Source organism: Stenotrophomonas sp. 1278, assembly GCF_029892765.1.
GTDB classification, from domain to species: Bacteria; Pseudomonadota; Gammaproteobacteria; order Xanthomonadales; family Xanthomonadaceae; genus Stenotrophomonas; species Stenotrophomonas indicatrix.
The window spans coordinates 34,422-53,761 of the sequence record NZ_JARXWD010000013.1; the positions used below are offsets into that span (position 1 = coordinate 34,422).

Here is a 19,340-nt window from a genome sequence, read left to right on the forward strand (position 1 = left end):
ATCGCCTCCCGCTCGACTGCGTCGGAAGCCGTTCACCTTGGTGAGACCCGGCCTCCCGCTTCTGCCGCGGGAGGATGGCCCGGCGGCGCGGCCCCACTGCTCATGCTGGCATCAGTTTTCTTTCACGGCGGCTGCGCAGCGTCTACGGGCAGGGTGGAGGCGTGATCTGCCTGGAGATGCCCATGCCCGTATGCCGCCCCGCCCTGCTCGCCCTGTCGCTGCTGATGTCGCCCGCCTTTGCGCAGACGCCCCCGCCCGCCGGCCTGCCAGCACCCATCGCCGAAAAGGCCGGCCCGGATACAGCGGCGCACTCGCCCCTGCACGCCCAGGTACTTCTGGACCGCGCCAATTTCTCTCCGGGCGAGATCGATGGCGAAGTGGGCAGCAATCAACGCCGCGCGGTGTCCGGCTTCCAGGCAGCGCACGGACTGACGGTCAGCGGCGAACTGGACGACGCCACCTGGAAGGCCCTGCAGGCCGACTCGGTCGGCCCCCTTGCCAGCTACACGCTGACCGCAGAGGACGTGGCCGGTCCGTTCGTTGCGGTTCCCAAAAAGCCCGCCGACCAGGCCAAGCTGAAGGCACTGGGCTTCAGCAGCGTGGAGGAATCGCTGGGCGAGCGCTTCCATGCCGCACCGGAGCTGCTGAAGGCGCTCAATCCCGGTGTGGATCTGAGCAAAGCCGGCAGCCGCATCCAGGTGCCCAACATTGCGCCCGCTGCATTGCCCAAGGCCGCCAAACTGGTGGTCGACAAATCCGACTCCACCCTGCAGCTGCTGGACGCGCAGGGCAAGGTGATCGCGCAGGTACCGGTATCGTCGGGCAGCGAGCACGACCCGCTGCCGATCGGTGAGTGGAAGATCCTCGGCGTCTACCCGGACCCGCCATTCCACTACAACCCGAAGCTGTTCTGGGATGCCAGGAAGGGCGATCGCAAGGCCACGATTCCGCCCGGCCCGAACAATCCCGTCGGCCGGGTCTGGATCGACCTGTCCAAACCCCATTACGGCCTGCACGGCACACCGGTGCCCGGCCATGTCGGCAAGACCGAATCGCACGGCTGCGTGCGCATGACCAACTGGGATGTGCTGCGCGTGGCTGCAGCCGTGGATACGTCGGTACCGGTCGTCATGCAGGAGTGAGCCGATGCGACTAGCGCAATTGATCGTACTGGGGCTGGTGATGGGCGTGGCAGCCGGATGGTGGCTGCAGCGTGATGGCGCGCCGTCCGATGACACGGGTGCCCGCCCCCTTGCAGTGGCGCAGACCTCCGCTGCAGCCGACAGCGCCCGTGCCGTACCCGTGGAGCAGGCGACAACGGCAATCGCTGCGCCCGCCCCAGCAGCAACGGGCGACACACCCTCCGGCCTGCTGCTGCCGGTACAGGGCATCACGCCCTCGCAACTGCAGGACACCTTCACCGACGCACGCAGCGAAGGCCGCGTGCACGATGCGATCGACATCATGGCTGCTGCCGGCACACCGGTGCTGGCGGTGGCCGATGGCCATGTCGAGAAACTGTTCGACAGCGAGCGCGGCGGCCTGACCGTCTACCAGTTCGAACCCAGCGGCCGCTGGTGCTACTACTACGCGCACCTGCAGCGCTACGCCGACGGCGTGGCCGAAAAGCAGACCATCAAGCGCGGCGATGTGATCGGCTACGTCGGCAGCACCGGCAACGCAAACCCCGAAGCCCCGCACCTGCATTTCGAAGTGCACGTACTGGGCCCGGAGAAGCAATGGTGGAAGGGCGAGTCGATCAATCCCTATCCATTGCTGCAGACGGCCGACCGCTGAAGTATCAACCGGCTGCGCCGCCTGCGGCGCGCAGGCCTGCCTGCAGCCTGTCCACTTCGGCCATCCATTCGTCGAGCGAACCGGATTCCTCCTTCAATTCCCGCAATTCGCAGTCATCGGCCTGTACCCGCTGCACAGCAAGTTGCGCCAGCGACAATAGTGTGGCCGATGGGACCTGGTTGCGTGCCTTCACCCAGGCCAGTAGTTCTTCCTCCTCAGCAAGGGCATCCGTTGGTTGCCCCAGCAGCGCCAGCACTACCTCAGCCGCCGCGACCGCCCTGCCTGCCTCGGGTGCCTCCAAGTAGTCATCGGGATTGATGGCAGCGCGCAGTGCTTCCTCCAACATCGACAAATCCGTACATTCCGTCAGATCGCAGACCAGATCGCACGCGTCATCGTTCTCGAACGAACCGTGTCCCCATGCGCCCATGTGATTTCTCCTCGTTGGTTGGCAGATACCACCGCGCAGGACCCGCGGGGCAGTCACCAATCATGCGACAGTCGACAAGACGCTACGAGCGCAGGCCGCATGCTGGGCAACATCCACGACGCCAACCATTGGCACACGGTGCTTCCTATCAAGCCCCTGCCTGTCGCACCACAGTGATCCAAGGCAAAATGCGACAGCAATCCGCGCCGACGAACGAAAAAAAGTCCCTATTTGTGCAGGACTTCTTTCCGCAGGAGCGCCGGGCATGGCCCAGCGCTACCGCAGCGGAGAGCGGCGTCGCCCGCGCCGCAGCGCGATGGTGAAGATCACCAGTGCGATGCCTGGAACCAGCAGCAGCAGCGCTGCCAGTTTCCAGAAGAAGAACGGCCACAACCAGAGGTAGTCCAGGTCGGTCAGTTTCAGAAGATCCAACGGCGGCTGCACTTCGATCGTTGCCGGCCTGCCGGCCAGCGCCGGCTCCACTTCCAGCACGGTCACCCGCAGCCAGGAGCGGCCACGGGGCAATGCATCACCGCGGCCATAGCCGAAGTACGCGGCGGTAAAAACAGCCGTTTCAACGGTTTCCAGCCTGCGCACAACATCCGTCCCGGCTGGGCCAGAACGCACGCCCGCACGGAAGTCCGCATGCTCGTTGGGGGTGTCGACACGCATCAGCACGTCGGGGTCGAGGGCTGGGTCGGCGGCGTTGGGCGGGTAACGCAGCCGCAACCGCAGACGATCATCAATGAAGCGGTAGACCGTGATCTCCGCGCTAGCACCGGGGCTCAGCACCAGCGGCAGGGTCTGCGTGCGTGACGCCAGGTGGTTGGCCACGGCGCCCACCGCCAGCACCACACAGGCGACTGCCCACAGGCCCCAGAACACCCACAGGGTGATCCGCAGCACCCGCGTCCCTTTCGCGCTGACATCGCCGGTCATCGATCCGCTTCCCTGCTGGCATTGCGTACACACTAACGAAAAAGCCCCGCTTTCGCGGGGCTTCTTCTTTCAGCGACGCCGGGCATGGCCCGGCGCTACCGGTGCGGCAGCATTGCCAGGCACAGCCTGGCATCGCCGCATCACTCAGGCGAACGGATCCTGCAGGACCATGGTGTGGTCGCGGTCCGGGCCAGTGGAGACGATGCTGATCGGGCAGCCGGCCAGCTCTTCCAGCGAACGCAGGTAGGCGCGTGCGGCCGGCGGCAGGTCGTCCCAGTTGGTGATGCCGTGGGTGTTTTCGGTCCAGCCCGGGAACTCCAGGTACACCGGGGTGCACTCTTCCCAGCCCTGCGCGTCCAGCGGCGCGTACTCGGTACGCTTGCCGTTGTATTCGTAGGCGATGCAGACCTTCAGCTTTTCCATGCCGTCCAGCACGTCCAGCTTGGTGATGCACAGGCCGCTGATGCCGTTGATGGCCACGGCGCGCTTCAGCGCGACGATGTCCATCCAGCCACAGCGACGCGGGCGGCCGGTCGAGGCACCGTATTCGGCGCCGCGGTCGCGGATGCCCTGGCCGATTTCATCGTCCAGCTCGGTCGGGAACGGGCCGCCGCCAACGCGGGTCGCGTAGGCCTTGGCAATGCCCAGCACGTAGTCGATCGCATCGGCGCCGACGCCGGCACCGGCCAGCGCACCACCGACGGTGGTGTTGGAGCTGGTGACGTACGGGTAGGTACCGTGGTCGATGTCCAGCAGCGCGCCCTGCGCACCTTCGAACAGCACGCGCTTACCCTGCTTGCGCAGGTCATGCAGGATGCCGGCAACGTCCGACTTCATCGGCTGCACGTACTCGCCGAAGGCCAGCGCCTCGTCGAAGGTCTTCTGGAAATCGACCGCGTCGGTGTTCAGGTACTTGGTCAGCACGAAGTTGTGGTAATCCAGCGCGGTGCGCAGGAGTTCTTCCAGCTGCTTCGGATAATGCAGGTCGGCGATGCGGATGCCGCGACGCGCCACCTTGTCTTCGTAGGCCGGGCCGATGCCACGACCGGTGGTGCCGATCGCCTTGCCGCCGGCAGCGCGTTCGCGCGCCTGGTCCAGGGCGATGTGGTACGGCATGATCAGCGGCGCGGCCGGGGAGATCTTCAGGCGCGAACGCACTTCCACGCCGGAGGTTTCCAGCTCGGCGATTTCCTTCTGCAGCGCGGCCGGCGAGATCACCACGCCGTTGCCGATCAGGCACAGCGCATCGTCACGCAGGATGCCCGACGGGATCAGGTGCAGGACGGTCTTCTTGCCGTTGATGACCAGGGTGTGGCCGGCATTGTGGCCGCCCTGGAAGCGCACGACGGCGCCGATTTCCTCAGTGAGCAGATCGACGATCTTGCCCTTGCCTTCATCGCCCCACTGGGCACCAAGCACTACGACAGACTGACCCATGACGGGTTCCTCTATTTGTTGCGGCCATCGGGGCCGCGGACGGGTAAACCGCAGCGGGGCTGGCCAGCGCTTGGGTGGCGGCTCCAAACGGGGAGCGGCCGGCGATGGAAGGCCCAGACGCGGAAAAAGCCGAACGGGGAGGCCCGTCCGGCTTTTGTGCATTATCCGGGTTTCCGGGGTCCGGTGCCACCTTTCCGATGGGCGGCTTCACCAGCCGGTCAGCCACCCCGCCCCGGTAGTGGCGCCCCCCCCCCCCCCCGCGCAACCCCCCCCCCCCCCCCCCCCCCCCCCCCCCCCCCCCCCCCCGCGGGGGGGGGGGGGCGGGGGGGGGGGGGCGGGGGGGGGGGGCCCCGCCCCCGGCACTACCCTTCTAGTGCCGCACCCACCACAGCAGGCTCAACCCGGCCAGCAGGACCAGGCCACCGAAGCTGCGCAGGGCCGGGCTGGGCAGGTCCAGCAGGCGTTCGGCCATGCGCTTCCAGGCCACGGGGGCCACGAACAGCAACAGGCCTTCCAGCACCGCGACCAGACAGACGGCGGCGAACAGATCTTTCATGGGGGAACTCCGGAAAAGCACGAGGCCCGGCGTATGGCCGGGCCCCGTGAGGTACTGCCGTGCGGACTCAGCGATCGTTCTTGAGGTACTGCAGGAACGGGTCGTTCTTGTCCAGCACGATCACGCCGTTGCCGTCGGTCATCGAGCCGCGGTAGGCCTCGAGGCTGCGGTAGAACGCGTAGAACGACGGGTCAGCCGAACCGGCCTTGCCGTAGATGCGTGCGGCCTCGGCATCGCCTTCACCACGCAGGCGCTGGGCATCGCGTTCGGCTTCTGCGATCAGCACGGTGCTGTCACGGTCGGCCTGGGCGCGGATGGTCAGCGACTGCTCCTCGCCTTCGGCGCGCAGTTTGGCGGCTTCCTGCTTGCGCTGGGCGCGCATGCGCTCGTACACGTCATTGATCACCTGGCTGTCGGTGGGCAGGTCCACCTGCTTGATGCGCAGGTCGATCATCTGCATGCCCAGCCCGGCAACGGCTTCGTTGATGCCCTTCAGCTGCTCGGCGATCAGCTCGCTGCGGTCGCCGGAGACCAGCTGCTGCAGGGTGCGCGAGTTGATCTGGTTGCGCAGCGAGTCGGTGATGATCGGTGCCAGGCGGGCGTTGGCGATACGCGGATCGCCACCGGTGGCACGGAAGTAATCACCCACGTTGGAGATGTAACCGATGGCGAAGAAGTCGACGCTGACGTCCTTCTGCTCGGCCGTGAAGTAACGGGCCGGCGCGGTGTCCAGCACCTGGAAGCGGCGGTCGAACACCCGCACCGTTTCCACCACCGGCAGCTTGAAGTGCAGGCCCGGCTTGATGTCCGAACGCACCACCTTGCCCAGGTTCAGGACCATGGCGGTCTGGTCCTCACGAACCACGTACACCGAGCCGAGCAGGCCCAGCAGCACCGCTACGACAACGGCGATCCAGATTGAATTTCTCATCGGCTGCCCTCCTCACGGCCGCTCGAACGCCCGGTCGGGCGGCCCACCGGCCGGCCCGGATCACGGGAAGCTTCCACTGCGGTGGTACCCGGCAGCGACGGCATCACCACATCGGGGTTCGGCACCGGCGCCGGTGCCGAGGTGCTGGCACGGGTATCACCGGTCATCGGCACGTAGATCAGCTGGCGGCCATCGCCACCAATGACCTTGCGGTTCTCGCTCAGCACCTGCTGCACCGTTTCCAGCCACAGGCGCTTGCGGGTGACTTCCGGTGCGTCCTTGTACTGGGCCTGCAGCAGGCTGAAGCGCTGACCATCACCCTCGGCCTTGGACACCACGGCCTGCTTGTAGCCCTCGGCGGTGGTACGGGCACGCGAGGCCTGGCCGCGCGCTTCAGGCACGACCTTGGCCGCATAGGCCTGGGCTTCGTTGATCAGGCGCTCCTTGACCTGCTGGGCACCGTTGACCTCGTCGAAGGCCGGCTTGACCTCCTCCGGCGGACGGGCGTCCTGCAGGGTCAGGCCGGTCACGGTCAGACCGGTCTTGAAGGCACGCAGCAATGTCTGCAGGCGCTCTTCGGCGGCCACGGCCAGCGGGCCACGGTTGTTCAATACGGCGTTGAGGTCGGCGCGACCGACTTCCTCGCGCACCGCGCTCTGCGCCGACTGTTCCAGCACCTGGTTCGCATCAACGGTGCCGAACAGGTACTGCTGCGGGTCATCGATGCGGTACTGGACGTTCAACGAGACATTGACGATGTTCTCATCGCGGGTCAGCACCGGCACCTGGATCGAGAAGGTCTTGATCTCGGTGGCGTTGACCTTGGTGACCGATTCGATCGGCCAGGGCAACTTGAAGTTCGGGCCAGGGGTCAGGACGCGCGAGAACTGGCCGAAGCGCAGCACCACGCCACGCTGCTGTTCGCCGATCAGCTGGAAGCTGGAGAACAGCACCAGCAGGATCACTGCCGCCACCACCCAACGCAGGATGCCGCCGTCGAACAGATCCTTCAGCGGTCCGGGCAATCCGCCCCAGCCGCCACCATTGCCACCGCCACGCGACCCGAACGGCCCGCGTCGATTGTCCTCGGGGCCTTGTCCGCCCTTGTTGCCGCCGGGTGTATTCCAGGCCATGCACGCTCCATCAAGATGTGGGCTGCGACGCGGGCCCTTCCCGCAACGCCAGCCGTTAACCACTACCGATCATACAAGATGGGGCGGACCGGCAGGATTGAAAGGGGCCGGAGCGGGTAAGGTGGCGTTTTCCTCGAAGTCAGGCAGCGCCGATGGCCCCCACCACCCCGTTCACCGCCTTCCGCATCGAAAAAGACGACGCCGGCTACCGCAGCGGCCTGGTCCCGCTGCGTCTGGACGACCTCAACCCCGGCCAGGTGCTGATCCGCGCTCACTGGTCCTCGGTCAACTACAAGGATGCCCTGGCCGGCACCGGCAAAGGCCGCATCCTGCGCCGCTTCCCGCTGGTGGGCGGGATCGACGTGGCCGGCACGGTGGTCGCCTCCACCGATCCGGCCTGGCGCGAGGGTGATGCGGTACTTGCCACCGGCTGTGGCCTCAGCGAAACCCGTGATGGCGGCTACAGCCAGTACGTGCGACTGGAATCGAGCGCGGTCATCGCCCAGCCGGCGGGCCTGAGCCCACGCGAGGCGATGGTACTGGGCACCGCCGGCTTCACCGCCGCGCTGGCGCTGCTGCGCCTGCAGGACAACCGGCAGAGGCCCGAGCTTGGGCCACTGGCGGTTACCGGCGCCAGCGGTGGGGTCGGGGCACTGGCCGTGGACATCTTCAGCCGCGCCGGCTATGCCGTACACGCGATCAGCGGCAAACCGGAACAGAGCGACTTCCTGCGCGGTATCGGTGCTGCCGAGGTGCTGCCGCGTGACGCCCTTGCCGACACCGGTCCGCTGCAGTCGGCACGTTTCGGCGGTGGCCTGGACAACGCCGGCGGGCCGATGCTGGCCAGTCTGCTGGCCCAGACCGTGCCTTACGGCAGCGTGGTCAGTGCGGGACTGGCCGCCAGCCCGACGCTGGACATGACCGTGATGCCCTTCATCCTGCGCGGTGTCTCGCTGCTCGGCGTTTCGTCGGCCAATGCCCCGCGCGCGCTGCGCGAAGAAGTGTGGGCACGCTTGGGTGACGCGTGGAAACCGCAGCACCTGGACCGCATCTGCACCGCCGAAGTCGGTCTGGACGGTCTGCCTGCGGTGTTCGATCGCATGCTGGCGGGCGGCTCGCTTGGCCGCACGGTGGTGCGGATCGACTGAACGTCGCAGACAGGCGACGGACGGCAGCCGTCGCCCTCCCGCCAACAGGATGCCGGCACTACACTTCCGGCATCACATGGGGAACAACATGGCACGCATTCTGATCGTCGACGACTCACCGTCGCAGCTGTTGGGGATACAGCGCATCGTCGAGAAGCTCGGGCACCAGATCCTGACCGCCACCGATGGTGCGGCCGGGGTGGAGACCGCCAAGGCCGAGCTGCCCGACCTGGTGCTGATGGACGTGGTGATGCCCAACCTCAATGGCTTCCAGGCGACCCGCACGCTCGCCCGCGATGAGGCGACCCGGCACATTCCGGTGATCCTGGTGACCACCAAGGACCAGGACACCGACCGCATGTGGGGCATGCGCCAGGGCGCCAAGGCCTACATCACCAAGCCGTTCTCGGAAGACGAACTGTCCGAAGTGCTGGAGCGGGTGTTCGCCGGTCAAGGCTGACCCACCGCTCCGGTAGATGCCAACCTTGGTTGGCACGCCTCTGCTCTGGTAGGTGCCAACCTTGGTTGGCACGCCTTTGCTCTGGTAGATGCCAACCTTGGTTGGCACGCCTCTGCCGGCCAGCGGCCGGCACTACCGCAGGGCGTGCCGGTCAAGGCTGACCCACCGCTCCGGTAGACGCCAACCTTGGTTGGCACGCCTCTGCCGGCCAGCGGCCGGCACTACCGCAAGACGTGCGGACCGTGGTCCGCACCCACCAAAGCAGATTTCAGATCGTTTCGCCAAACGCCTTGGCCAGATTCCGATAGGCCTTCTTCTGCGCGTCGTCCGTCGCCGCCGGGGCGACAATCTCCAGCTCGACGATCTGGTCGCCCTCCGGGCTGCCCGGCAGGCCGCGCCCACGCAGCCGCAGCTTGCGACCGGCGTCGGAATCGGCCGGAATCTTCAGTTCCACTGCGCCGCCCAGGGTCGGCACGCTGATGCTGGTGCCCAACGCCGCCTGCCACGGGGTGACCGGCAGCGTGTACAGGATGTTGCGGCCGTCGACCTCGAACTGCGGATGCGCGGCGTACTCCACTTCCAGCAGCAGGTTGCCGCCGTGATTGCCCTGCCCGGCCAGGCGGATCACCTGCCCGGGACGGATGCCCTTGGGCACGCGCACGTCCAGCTGCTTGCCGTTGACGGTGATGCGCAGGCTGTCGCCGTTGTAGGCCGCCTCCAGCGGTACCGACAGCTTGGCCCGGGTATCGCGGTTGGGCGCATGGCCATGGCTGCTGAAGCCCGGGCCGGGGCCTGCGCCCTGGCCGCCGCGCTGGCGCGCGAACAGGCTCTCGAAGAAGTCGCTGAAACCACCGTTGGGGCCACCGCCGCCGAACACTTCCTCGAAATTGAAACCGCCACCGCCGTAGTTCGGCGGCACGTTGAATTCCTCGCCCGGGCGATAGCCCTGCGCACGCAACTGGTCATAGGCCGCGCGCTTCTCGGGATCGCGCAACGCCTCGTAGGCCTCGTTGATGGCCTTGAACTTGTCCTCGGCCCCGGACTCCTTGCTGACGTCCGGGTGGTACTTGCGTGCCAGCCGGCGATAGGCGGTCTTGATTTCCGCCTCGCCCGCGCTCGGTTCCACCCCCAGGGTGGCGTAATAATCCTTGAATTCCATCCAGCTACCTCGATTCGCTTCGGCCGCGCCGGTAGGCGCCGCCCCGGGTTCATTCTACGCGCCGGCGATGCTACGCCGCCGGTCGTGCGGCAACGGTGAGGCCGACTGATCCAGCGCAATGCGCCTGCCATCGCTCGGCCCCATGCTGTGGCTGACCGCCCGCCGCGGACGACGGAGATGGGGTGTATACATGGGTTTTCCAATGTCTTGACGCGTCCGTCCCCTCCTGGCCCCTACCCTCACCCAGCAAGGAGTTCCCATGACCATCCATGTCGGCGACCGTATTCCGGAAGTCACCCTCAAGCGCATCCGCGAAGGCATCGAGACCCTCGATACCCACGCCCTGTTCGACGGGCGCAAGGTGGTGCTGTTCGCCGTGCCCGGTGCGTTCACCCCCACCTGCTCGGCCCGCCACCTGCCCGGGTACGTGGAAAAGTTCGAGGCGTTCCGCCATCGCGGCATCGATGTCTACTGCGTGGCGGTCAACGACCCGTTCGTGATGAAAGCCTGGGCCACCGACCAGCACGTACCCGACGGTCTGCTGATGTTGTCCGACGGCAATGCCGAACTGACCCGTGCACTTGGCCTGGAGCTGGATGCAAGTTCATCCGGCATGGGCACGCGTTCGCGTCGCTTTGCCCTGTACGTGGTGGACGGCACGGTGCGCGCGGCCTGGATCGAGGAGCCCGGCCAGTTCGAGGTGTCATCAGCCGACTACGTACTGGATCACCTGCCCACCTGAAACCCTGACTGCAGAGGAAACCGGCCAGCCATGTCCAACAAGCCAGCCAAAGCCAGCAACACCTCCCCTTCCGCCAAGGTCGCTGGCATCAGTGATCGCCAGACCCTGCGCGAGCGGGCACGGAAGAACATCGAAGACGGAGCGATCACCGACAGCTACAGCGCCGACCGCAAGGTGGTGATCAAGCTGCTCAACGACGCGCTGGCCACCGAATATGTATGCGTGCTGCGCTATTACCGGCACTACTTCATGGCCAAGGGCATGCTGGCCGATGCGGTCAAGGACGAGTTCCTCGAGCACGCACAACAGGAGCAGGCGCACGCCGGCAAGCTGGCCGAACGCATCGTCCAGCTCGGCGGCGAGCCTGACCTCAATCCGGACACGCTGACCGCACGCTCGCACGCCGAATACAAGGAAGGCAGCGACCTGCGCGACATGGTCCGCGAGAATCTGGTGGCCGAGCGCATCGCCATCGACAGCTACCGCGAGATGATCAACTTCATCGGCGACAGCGATACCACCACCAAGCGCATCCTGGAGGAGATCCTGGCGCAGGAGGAGGAGCACGCCGATGAGTTCGCCGACCTGCTGGATGGGTGGATCGGGGAGTAGCGCCGCACCGTGCCAGCGAACATCCCGGTAGTCGCCCACCTTGGTGGGCAGCTTCCGCGCGTGCCAACCAAGGTTGGCACCTACCGGGTCATGGTGGACCGGTAGCGCCCTTCCATGTCAGCGAACGCCTGGTAGTCGCCCACCTTGGTAGGCGGCCTCTGCGCGTGCCACCCAGCTTGGCATCTACCGGCTCATGGTGGACCGGTAGCGCCGGGCCATGCCAGCGAACGCCCTGGTAGTTGCCCACCTTGGTGGGCGGCGTCTGCGCGTGCCAACCAAGGTTGGCACCTACCGGGTCATGGTGGACCGGTAGCGCCGGGCCATGCCCGGCGAACGCCCTGGTAGTCGCCCACCTTGGTGGGCAGCGTCTGCGTGTGCCAACCAAGGTTGGCACCTACCGGGTCTTAGCGGACCGGTAGCGCCGGGCCATGCCCGGCGGGTTGGTGCCCGATCACGTGACATCCGCCGGGCATGGCCCGGCGCTACCGCAGCACGTTGAACCGTACCTGCGTCCAGGCGCCGTCAGCAGCCAGCGCGGTCAACGTATGCGTCCCCGGATCGGCGAACTCGCGCTGCATCAGCTGCGCACCGCGCGTCTGCGCGATCCATCGACCATCCAGCAGCCAGTCCACGGCCTGTTCGCTGCCCAATGCGCGCAGCTGCAGGCGTACGCCGTGTTCGGCATTGGGTGCACGCGCCAGCGTCGCGCCTTCATTGAGGCCATCGATATGCAGGGCCACGCTGGCCTCGCGACCATCATCGCGACAGTCCGGCGACAGTGCGGGAAGCTGTGAGGCATCGCGGGTGGCCTTGGGCAGCCAGGGTGACAACAGCGCCGGCCATCGCGCGATTTCCCGCGCGACTTCCTCATGCGGCGCGCTGCAATCAGCCGATACGCGCAGTCCGGTGCGCGCGTCAGCCAGGTAGCGTTGGCGGCCAGGCTGCCATCGCCGTGCCTCGCGTTCGGGGAACGTCGGCGGTGCCGCACCGTCCAGCAGATAGGCCGACAGGCGTCGCTGGCAGAGTGCCGCTGGCAACCCTTCGGCCAGTTCTCCAGTTGGCCAGCAGATGTCTGCCTGGGTCACGCTGGCCGGCATCGGCGCGGCCGCCGCATCGCCGCGTTGGCGCGGCAGGCTGTCGACCACCTCGAACATCAACGGCAAGGCGGTGACCGCGCCGTACTGCCCCGGCAACGGCGTGCCATCGGGGCGCCCCACCCACACGCCCACGGTGTAGTGGCGGGTACTGCCGATCGCCCACGCATCGCGGTAGCCATAGCTGGTTCCGGTCTTCCAGGCCACGCGCGGCCGCCCGCCAACGTCGAACGTGCCAACGCCGTACCCCGGGCGCGGATTCGATTCCAGCATCTCGCGCACGATCCAGCTGGCACCGGGCGAAGCCAGCCGCCGCTCGATCATCGGTTCGTCATCGGTGTAGCGCACGCGGCCCGCAATGCCGTTGCGGTTGAGCGCAGCGAACGCACCGACCAGGTCTTCCAGCCGTGCGCCGGTGCCGCCGAGGATCAGCGACAGATTGGGCGAACTGCCCGGCGGGAAGCGCAACTGGATGCCGGCGTGCGACAGGCGCGCGGCGAAGCGTGCCGCACCTACCCGCTGCAGCAGGTCGACCGACGGCACGTTCAGCGACAGGCGCAGCGCACTGGCAGCACTGACCGGCCCGTTGAAGGCCATGTCGAAGTTGCCCGGCCGATAGCTGCCGAAGCTCTGCGGCGCATCCACCAGCAAGCTCTCGGAATGGATCAGGCCATCATCGAGTGCCATCGCATACAGAAACGGCTTCAGCGTGGAGCCCGGCGAGCGCCAGGCCTGCACCATGTCCACGTGGCCCAGCCGTTGCCGATCACCGAAAGACAGCGTGCCGACATACGCACGCGCCTGCAGGGTCTGGTTGTCGACCACCAGCAGTGCGGCTGACGTGCGCTCGGGCAGCGTGGAGAAATAGCTGGCCACGCGCTCTTCAAGGGTGCGCTGCAGGCCGATGTCGATGCTGCTCTGGATCCGCGCCTGCCCTGGATGCGCCGAGTGCAGGCGCTGGGCCAGCAGTGCCGCGTGCAGTGGTGGACGCAGCGAGCGTGCGACCACGTTCTCGATGCGCGCATCTTCCACTTCCTCCGGCGTCCATGCGCCGAGCTCGGCCATGCGCGCCAGTACCTTGTCGCGAGCCTTCTGCGCGGCTTCGGGATGACGATCCGGGCGCAAACGGCTGGGTGCCTGTGGCAGCACCGCCAGCAACGCGGCCTCGGCATGCGAAAGCTGCGCGGCCGGCTTACCGAGGTAGGCCCAGCTGGCCGCCTCCACGCCTTCGATGGTGCCACCGTAGGGCGCGCGCTCCAGATACAACGCGAGGATCTCGCGCTTGGACAGGTGCACCTCAAGCTGCACCGCACGCAGCATCTGCTTCAGCTTGCCCCAGGGCGTGCGCGTATGCGGATCGAGAATGCGCGCCACCTGCATGGTCAGGGTCGAGCCTCCGGAGACGATGCGGCCACCTCGCAGCAGCTGCCCACCGGCACGCAGGATCGCCAGCGGATTGATGCCCGGGTGCTGCCAGAACCAGCGATCCTCGTAGGTCAGCAGCGCCTGCAGGTACAGCGGCGACACGCTGTCGACCGACGCCGGATAGCGCCACACGCCCTCGGCATCGGCGAACGCCCGCATCGGGCTGCCGTCAGCGGCGACCACCAGCGTGCTGGTGTCGCGTTGCCGGGGCAACGGCGGCGGGAAGGCGAAATCCAGTACCAGCAGCAGCACCAGCAACGCCGTCGTGCCCCAGCGCAGCCACGGCCACAGCGGTTGCAGCCGCTGCCGCAGGCGCGGCAGCCGCGTTTTCAGCAATCCCACCTTCATCCACGGCATCCAGTGGGACGGGCCGCGCCGTCGCGGCCCGTCCGCACGGTCACGGCTGTACCACCGTCAACGTGGTCGGGTTGCTGCGGCCGACACCACGCAGCTGCGGCCGGTACATGTCCTCCACCAGCGACGGCGGCACCGTGTAGGTACCCGGAGTGACCGCACGCACCAGGTAGAACACGTTGGCCTTGCTGCCACGCGAGAGCTTCAGCGCCGCCACGTAGCGGTCATCGCGGAACTCTTCGTGCTTGGTATCGGCCGCTTCGCTGCGGTCGCTGATGGTGATGCCATCGACCACCACATCGGCCCACTGCTTGGCATCGCCCAGGTTGAGGTTCTCGATCTCCAGGCCTGCCGGCAGCAGGTCGGTCAGCAGCGCATCGGGCATCTCGCTGTCGGCGGTGATGGTGACCCGCACGATCAGCGCTTCACCTTCCTTCAGCGGACGCGGCGACCACGGCTTGCCATCGGTGCCGAAGTAGCTTCGCTCCACGCCGATCACGCTGTTGTCCGGCGCCGGCGCACTGCGCGGAATGCCGGCCACGTCGATGCTGGCGAACATCGGCGGCTGTCCCTGCGGGGTGAAGCGCACGCCCGCGGCCAGCTGCCCTGCATCGAAGTTGCGGCCAAACAGCTTGCGTTCGCCGATGGCCTCACTGTTGCCACCGATCACCAGCTCACCGGCCACCAGCGCCTTCTGGTTGGCGGCCAGTGCCTTGCCGAGGCGGGCGATGGCCACCTGTTCCTGCGTGCTCAGCCACATCCACCCGCTGCTGCGGCGCGCATCCAGGCCACGGCCAAGATCGACTGCGCGTGCATCCCACGCCGGCTTGGCCAGCTTGTTCTCGTGGGTCAGCGCGATCATCAGCGCATCGTCACGTACGGCACTGCCGTAGTCGCCGAAGTACGACGGGCGTTCGCTGCTGGACTTGGCAAAGCCCGCCGCAAGGGCCGCCTGGCCGCGCTTGGCATCGCCCTGCAGCGACAGCGCCACGCCCAGGTGCACCAGCGACAGACCACCCACGGCCTTGCTGCGTTCGTTGTCGTACAGCGTGCGCAGGGTACCCAGCGGCGCGCGGTTGACGCGGGCCAGCACGTAACCCGAGTACGCCTGGTTGGCGAACTTCAGGCTTTCGCGTTTTTCCTGTCCGTAGAACTGGTTGCCACCGGACAGCAGGTCTTCGCTCAGGCGGTTCAGCGCCTTCTGCAGCACGTTGTCCGGCACCGCGAAGCCACCGTCCTTGGCATCGAGCAGGAACTCGGCGATGTACGGGGTCAGCCACGGGTTCACGTAGCCGTCGTCACCCCACATCGAGAAGTTGCCGTTGGCCACCTGCATCGACGCCAGGCGACCGAACGCACCTTCCATGCGCTCGCGACGGGTCTTCGCGTCCAGGCCGTCAGCGCCGAGCATGGACGATGTGGCCTGGTCCAGGATCAGCGCGGCGTAGCCCTTGCTGGTGGTCTGTTCGGCACAGCCGTACGGGTAGTTCAGCGCGCCCTGCAGCGCGCTGGCGAACGGGATCGGCGGCAGCGGGCTGACCAGCAGGCGGGCATTGACCGATTCGGACATCAGCCCGTCCATCAGGCTGCCATCCAGGCTCACCGCCGCCAGCGGATCGAGCGTTCGCACCTGCGAGCGCAGTACCTGCGGCCACGCCGCGCGTACCGGCAGATCGTAGCGGCGGTCGGCCTTGAAGCCGTTGCCATCCACACGCACGCGCACCTTGGCCACGCTGTGGCCCTCGCGCGCCGACAACGGGAAGCTCAACGTGGTCTTGGCATCGGCATTGAGCTGCACGCTGCGCGTGCCTTCGCCCAGGCTGAGCGGGCCTTCGCTGTCCACGCGCACGTTGAACTGACCGGGCTTGCCGGTGAAGTTCTGCACGTCCAGCGTCACCGTGCTGCGGTCGCCCGGGGCGAGCACGCGCGGCATGCTGGCCTCGGCCAGGATCGGTGCGCGCACCACGGTTTCCACATCGCGCTTGCCGTACTGGTCATCGCTGTAGACCAGCGCCGACACCCGCAGGGTGCCATTGAAATCCGGCACTTTCAGGCGGATGCGGGCAATGCCCTTGGCATCGAGCTGCACCGGGCCGGAGAACAGGTCCACGGTCTGCACGCGCGCGGTCGGCCGCTTGGCCTGCGGCAACGCCTGCAGCGCCATGTCGCCGCCGAACTTCAGCTTGCCGCTGCCGCCGTCGAAGCTCTCGATCACCCGGCTGTAGATGTCATAGGCATCGATGCCGAGGCGGCGCTGGGCGAAGAAGTGCGCGCCGGCATCGGGCACCGGGAAGCGGGTGATGTTGAGAATGCCCACATCCACGGCCGAAACAGTGACGTGCGCGACCTTGCCGGCCAGCTGCGGTGCGCTGACCGTCACTGGCAGGTCCTGCTCCGGTCGCATCTGCTTGGGCGCGGCCAGGCCGACGGCCACGGTGCGGCCCTTGCGGTCCATCGGCACGTGCACCACGCCCACCGCGCGGGCGGGGGTGATCTTGCTCGGCGCACTGCCACCGCGGAACACCAGCGCGGTGATGTAGACGTCGTGGCGCTCCCAATCGGCGGTGACCGGGATCTTGTAGGTGGCACCGGGCTTGGCGTCGATGTCCTGCACGTACAGCATGCGGTCGGTCTCGACCATCAGCACGCCCTTGCCGGCGTGCGGCGGGGTCACCGTCACTTCCAGGGTATCGCCGGCCTTGTAGCCGGTCTTGTCCAGGCCCAGCTTGACCTTGTCCGGGCGGGCATCGAGGCCACGGTTGTCATCGCCCCAGCTCCAGCCGGCGCGGAACGGATAACGGCTGGTCAGGCCGGTGGACGGATCGAAAACGTCCACCCGGTACTCGCCCCACTCCACCGGGAAGTCGAAGGCCACCGCGCTGCCGCCGGCATCGACGGTACGGGTTTCCTTGTTTTCGAAGCGGCGGGTGAAATCGTAGTCCCAGCGGTTGTCGTTGAAGGTCCAGTGGTAGTCGCGCAGCTCGCGCACCAGGGTGATCTTCAGGCCCTTGGCCGGCTGCGGCTTGCCGGCCGCATCCACGCGCATCAGTTCAAACCGCGCGTTGCCGTTGGAATCAGCGCCGTCGTCCGGATTGAACAACGGGCGCACGCCGACCAGTGCGGCGGCCGGCCATACCACCCGCTTCAGGGTGCGGGTGACCGTGCGGCCACCGGTTTCATACAGGCTGCCGGACAGCACCACCGCGATCGGCGCCTTCGCCTTGGTCGCCTCTTCCGGCAACGACACGTCTTCGCGCAGCTGGCCATTGGCCGGCAGCGTGGTGTCGATGACATCCTTGGCTTCGCGCGGCAGCTGCAGGGTCGGGTCGCCGAAGAAGTAGCCCGGCAGGCCCTCCACCGGCTTCTGCTCGGCGGCCACCGCCATGCGCGCGGTGAAGCGGTTGCCGTCGGCCGGGGCACCGTACAGATAGGCGCCGTTGGCCTGCAGACGCAGGTCTTCACCCGGCTTCAGCGTCTTCTGCGCGCTGTCCAGGTCCAGCTTCATGCGCTCGGGCAGGAACTCTTCGATGCGCAGGGTCATGCCCTGGATCGCTTCCTTGCTGGCCGGGTCGGTGCGGAACTCAACCTGCCAGCGCCCGGTCGGCGCCTCGGCGGGAATGGTCTGCTCGAAGTTGATGTAGCCCTGCTCGCCCGGCTGCACGCGGGTTTCGCGGAAGGTCTTGCCATCGGGCTGCTTCAGGCGCAGGAACACCGGCTGGCTCTTGATCGGCTTGCCGTCGTTGTCGCGCAGCAGCGCCGACAGGCGCACCGTCTCACCCGGGCGGTACAGGTCGCGGCCCGACCAGGCATAGACATCGAACCAGGCGTTGTCACGGCCGGCCACGGCGAACTCGCTCAGGTCCAGCGCCGGCTGGTTGAAGGGCAGGAAGCTGGTGTCCTTGCCGCTGCTGGCCACCAGCACGTGGGTGGCATCCAGGGTGTAGTTCAGCAGCGCATTGCCGTTGCTGTCGGTACTGCCCTTCAGCACCACTTCGCCCTTGGCATCGAGCACGCGCAGGTCGATGCCCTTCAGCGATGCACCGTCCTTCAGCGCGGCGGTATGGACGAACAGCTTGTCCTTGTACGCGCGGGTGTGCAGGCCGATGTCGCTGACCGAGAAGAACGCGGTATCGAACTCGCCCTCGTAGTCACCGGTGCGCTTGAGCAGGGCGAAATACAGCCCCGGCTCCTGCAGTTCCTTGATGTCCTGGGTCGGCAGGTAGGTCAGCACCCGCTCGTTCTGCTTGCCACCCAGGATGAAGCGGTTGACGTAGACCGGTTCGGCCAGCTTGTTGATCGGGCTGCGCTCGTAGTCGCTGCTCAGTTCCCAGCTGCCGCGGCGACCACCGCGCTGGTACTGGCTGAAGAAGGTCGGCAGATCCTTTTCGCGCACGCGCAGGAACTCGACATCGACCTCCGGCACATTCACCGACACCACCGGCAGGCCGCGGCTGTCCTTGGCCGGCAGCACGCTGCCCTGCGAGGCGAAACCGGCCACCGGCTTCAGCTCGCCGCTGAAGACCTTCTGCTTCAGTTCCTTGCCCAGGCGGCTGCCATCGGCGGCCAGCAGGTCCGGCGAGACCACCAGGCTGAATTCCTTGCCAGCTTCGACGAAGGGATAGCGCAGGGTCAGGCCGTCATCGGACAGGGTCCAGCTGCTGTCATCGTTGCCGACCTTCTCTTCGAAGCGCACCAGCTTGTCGAAGTCCTGGGTGCCGACCAGCGGGCGCGAGAACTCCAGCGCCAGCGACAGGCCTTCACTCTTCTGGTCCGGGTAGGCACGCAGCAGGGTGAACTCCTTCACCTGCTCGGCCTTGGTGGCGATGGCTTCGCCGCTGGCCTTCGGCAGCTGCCCGCTGTCGTTGCGGCAACCGGCCAGGCCCAGCAACAGCCCTCCTGCCAGCAATGCTGCCGTCCATCCCCACCGCATCCGCCGTGCCGGACCGCTCATGTCGTCACTCCTTGATCGAGGTGGCCATTATAGGCGCGTCGCGTCAAGGCGTTGACGCGGATTCGGCAGGAATGCATCGGAACGGTAGCGCCGGGCCATGCCCGGTGGGGTCGATGACCCGAAGCCCGGCCGGCAAAGGCAACTGGGGCCGCCCGACCCGCCCACCTCCCGT

The 19,340-nt window shown here is 67.1% G+C and carries 15 protein-coding genes; 6 read left to right on the top strand and 9 right to left on the bottom strand.

The genetic code is table 11. The annotated features are described in order from the left end of the window. Positions 1-176 precede the first annotated feature (176 nt). Together M2299_RS12705 and M2299_RS12710 are read left to right on the top strand one after the other, a co-directional pair. Positions 177-1,142, top strand: a complete 966-nt coding sequence (locus M2299_RS12705) for a L,D-transpeptidase family protein (RefSeq protein WP_033831753.1) — start codon at positions 177-179, stop codon at positions 1,140-1,142. 4 nt (positions 1,143-1,146) lie between these two features. Next, entirely contained in the window at positions 1,147-1,797 is a 651-nt protein-coding gene (locus tag M2299_RS12710) for a M23 family metallopeptidase (RefSeq protein ID WP_100436774.1), read from the top strand. Positions 1,798-1,801: 4 nt separating this feature from the next. Here the strand turns inward: M2299_RS12710 and M2299_RS12715 are convergent, their stop codons facing one another. The 6 genes from M2299_RS12715 to hflK all read right to left on the bottom strand — a co-directional run bounded on the left by M2299_RS12715 (position 1,802) and on the right by hflK (position 7,223). Then, complete coding sequence (locus M2299_RS12715) at positions 1,802-2,227, bottom strand: DUF4259 domain-containing protein (RefSeq protein WP_100436775.1); 426 nt, start codon at positions 2,225-2,227, stop codon at positions 1,802-1,804. A gap of 276 nt (positions 2,228-2,503) precedes the next feature. Beyond that, the gene (locus tag M2299_RS12720) at positions 2,504-3,166 is read right to left on the bottom strand and encodes a hypothetical protein (RefSeq protein ID WP_100436776.1); all 663 of its coding nucleotides are present in this window, start codon (positions 3,164-3,166) and stop codon (positions 2,504-2,506) included. A gap of 144 nt (positions 3,167-3,310) precedes the next feature. Beyond that, positions 3,311-4,603 carry an adenylosuccinate synthase gene (locus M2299_RS12725; protein ID WP_025877044.1) on the bottom strand — a complete coding sequence of 431 codons (1,293 nt, stop codon included), beginning with the start codon at positions 4,601-4,603 and terminating at the stop codon, positions 3,311-3,313. A gap of 370 nt (positions 4,604-4,973) precedes the next feature. Then, the gene (locus M2299_RS12730) at positions 4,974-5,159 is read right to left on the bottom strand and encodes a DUF2065 family protein (protein WP_025877042.1); all 186 of its coding nucleotides are present in this window, start codon (positions 5,157-5,159) and stop codon (positions 4,974-4,976) included. Positions 5,160-5,226: 67 nt separating this feature from the next. Then, complete coding sequence (locus M2299_RS12735; protein ID WP_025877040.1) at positions 5,227-6,090, bottom strand: protease modulator HflC; 864 nt, start codon at positions 6,088-6,090, stop codon at positions 5,227-5,229. After that, a complete protein-coding gene (gene hflK / locus M2299_RS12740) occupies positions 6,087-7,223 on the bottom strand; it encodes an FtsH protease activity modulator HflK (RefSeq protein ID WP_280884473.1) in 1,137 nt (378 codons plus the stop codon). Before hflK ends, M2299_RS12735 begins: the two co-directional genes overlap by 4 nt. 152 nt (positions 7,224-7,375) lie before the next feature. Here hflK and M2299_RS12745 point away from each other — a divergent pair, with 152 nt between their 5' ends. Continuing rightward, positions 7,376-8,371, top strand: a complete 996-nt coding sequence (locus M2299_RS12745; RefSeq protein ID WP_280884474.1) for a YhdH/YhfP family quinone oxidoreductase — start codon at positions 7,376-7,378, stop codon at positions 8,369-8,371. Between the two features lie 88 nt (positions 8,372-8,459). After that, positions 8,460-8,831, top strand: a complete 372-nt coding sequence (gene pilH / locus M2299_RS12750) for a twitching motility response regulator PilH (protein ID WP_005410644.1) — start codon at positions 8,460-8,462, stop codon at positions 8,829-8,831. A gap of 268 nt (positions 8,832-9,099) precedes the next feature. On the opposite strand, the gene M2299_RS12755 is transcribed toward pilH, so the two are convergent. After that, positions 9,100-9,990, bottom strand: a complete 891-nt coding sequence (locus M2299_RS12755) for a DnaJ C-terminal domain-containing protein (protein WP_100436778.1) — start codon at positions 9,988-9,990, stop codon at positions 9,100-9,102. Positions 9,991-10,249: 259 nt separating this feature from the next. Here M2299_RS12755 and M2299_RS12760 point away from each other — a divergent pair, with 259 nt between their 5' ends. Continuing rightward, entirely contained in the window at positions 10,250-10,732 is a 483-nt protein-coding gene (locus tag M2299_RS12760; RefSeq protein ID WP_025877032.1) for a peroxiredoxin, read from the top strand. A gap of 30 nt (positions 10,733-10,762) precedes the next feature. Beyond that, positions 10,763-11,344 carry a ferritin-like domain-containing protein gene (locus tag M2299_RS12765; protein ID WP_099785064.1) on the top strand — a complete coding sequence of 194 codons (582 nt, stop codon included), beginning with the start codon at positions 10,763-10,765 and terminating at the stop codon, positions 11,342-11,344. A 482-nt stretch (positions 11,345-11,826) separates the two neighbouring features. On the opposite strand, the gene pbpC is transcribed toward M2299_RS12765, so the two are convergent. Continuing rightward, positions 11,827-14,211: a penicillin-binding protein 1C gene (gene pbpC / locus M2299_RS12770; protein WP_280884475.1), complete on the bottom strand. Its 2,385-nt coding sequence runs from the start codon at positions 14,209-14,211 to the stop codon at positions 11,827-11,829. Positions 14,212-14,260: 49 nt separating this feature from the next. Beyond that, on the bottom strand, positions 14,261-19,168 hold the full coding sequence (locus M2299_RS12775) for an alpha-2-macroglobulin (RefSeq protein WP_025877025.1): 4,908 nt from the start codon (positions 19,166-19,168) through the stop codon (positions 14,261-14,263). Positions 19,169-19,340 lie beyond the last annotated feature (172 nt).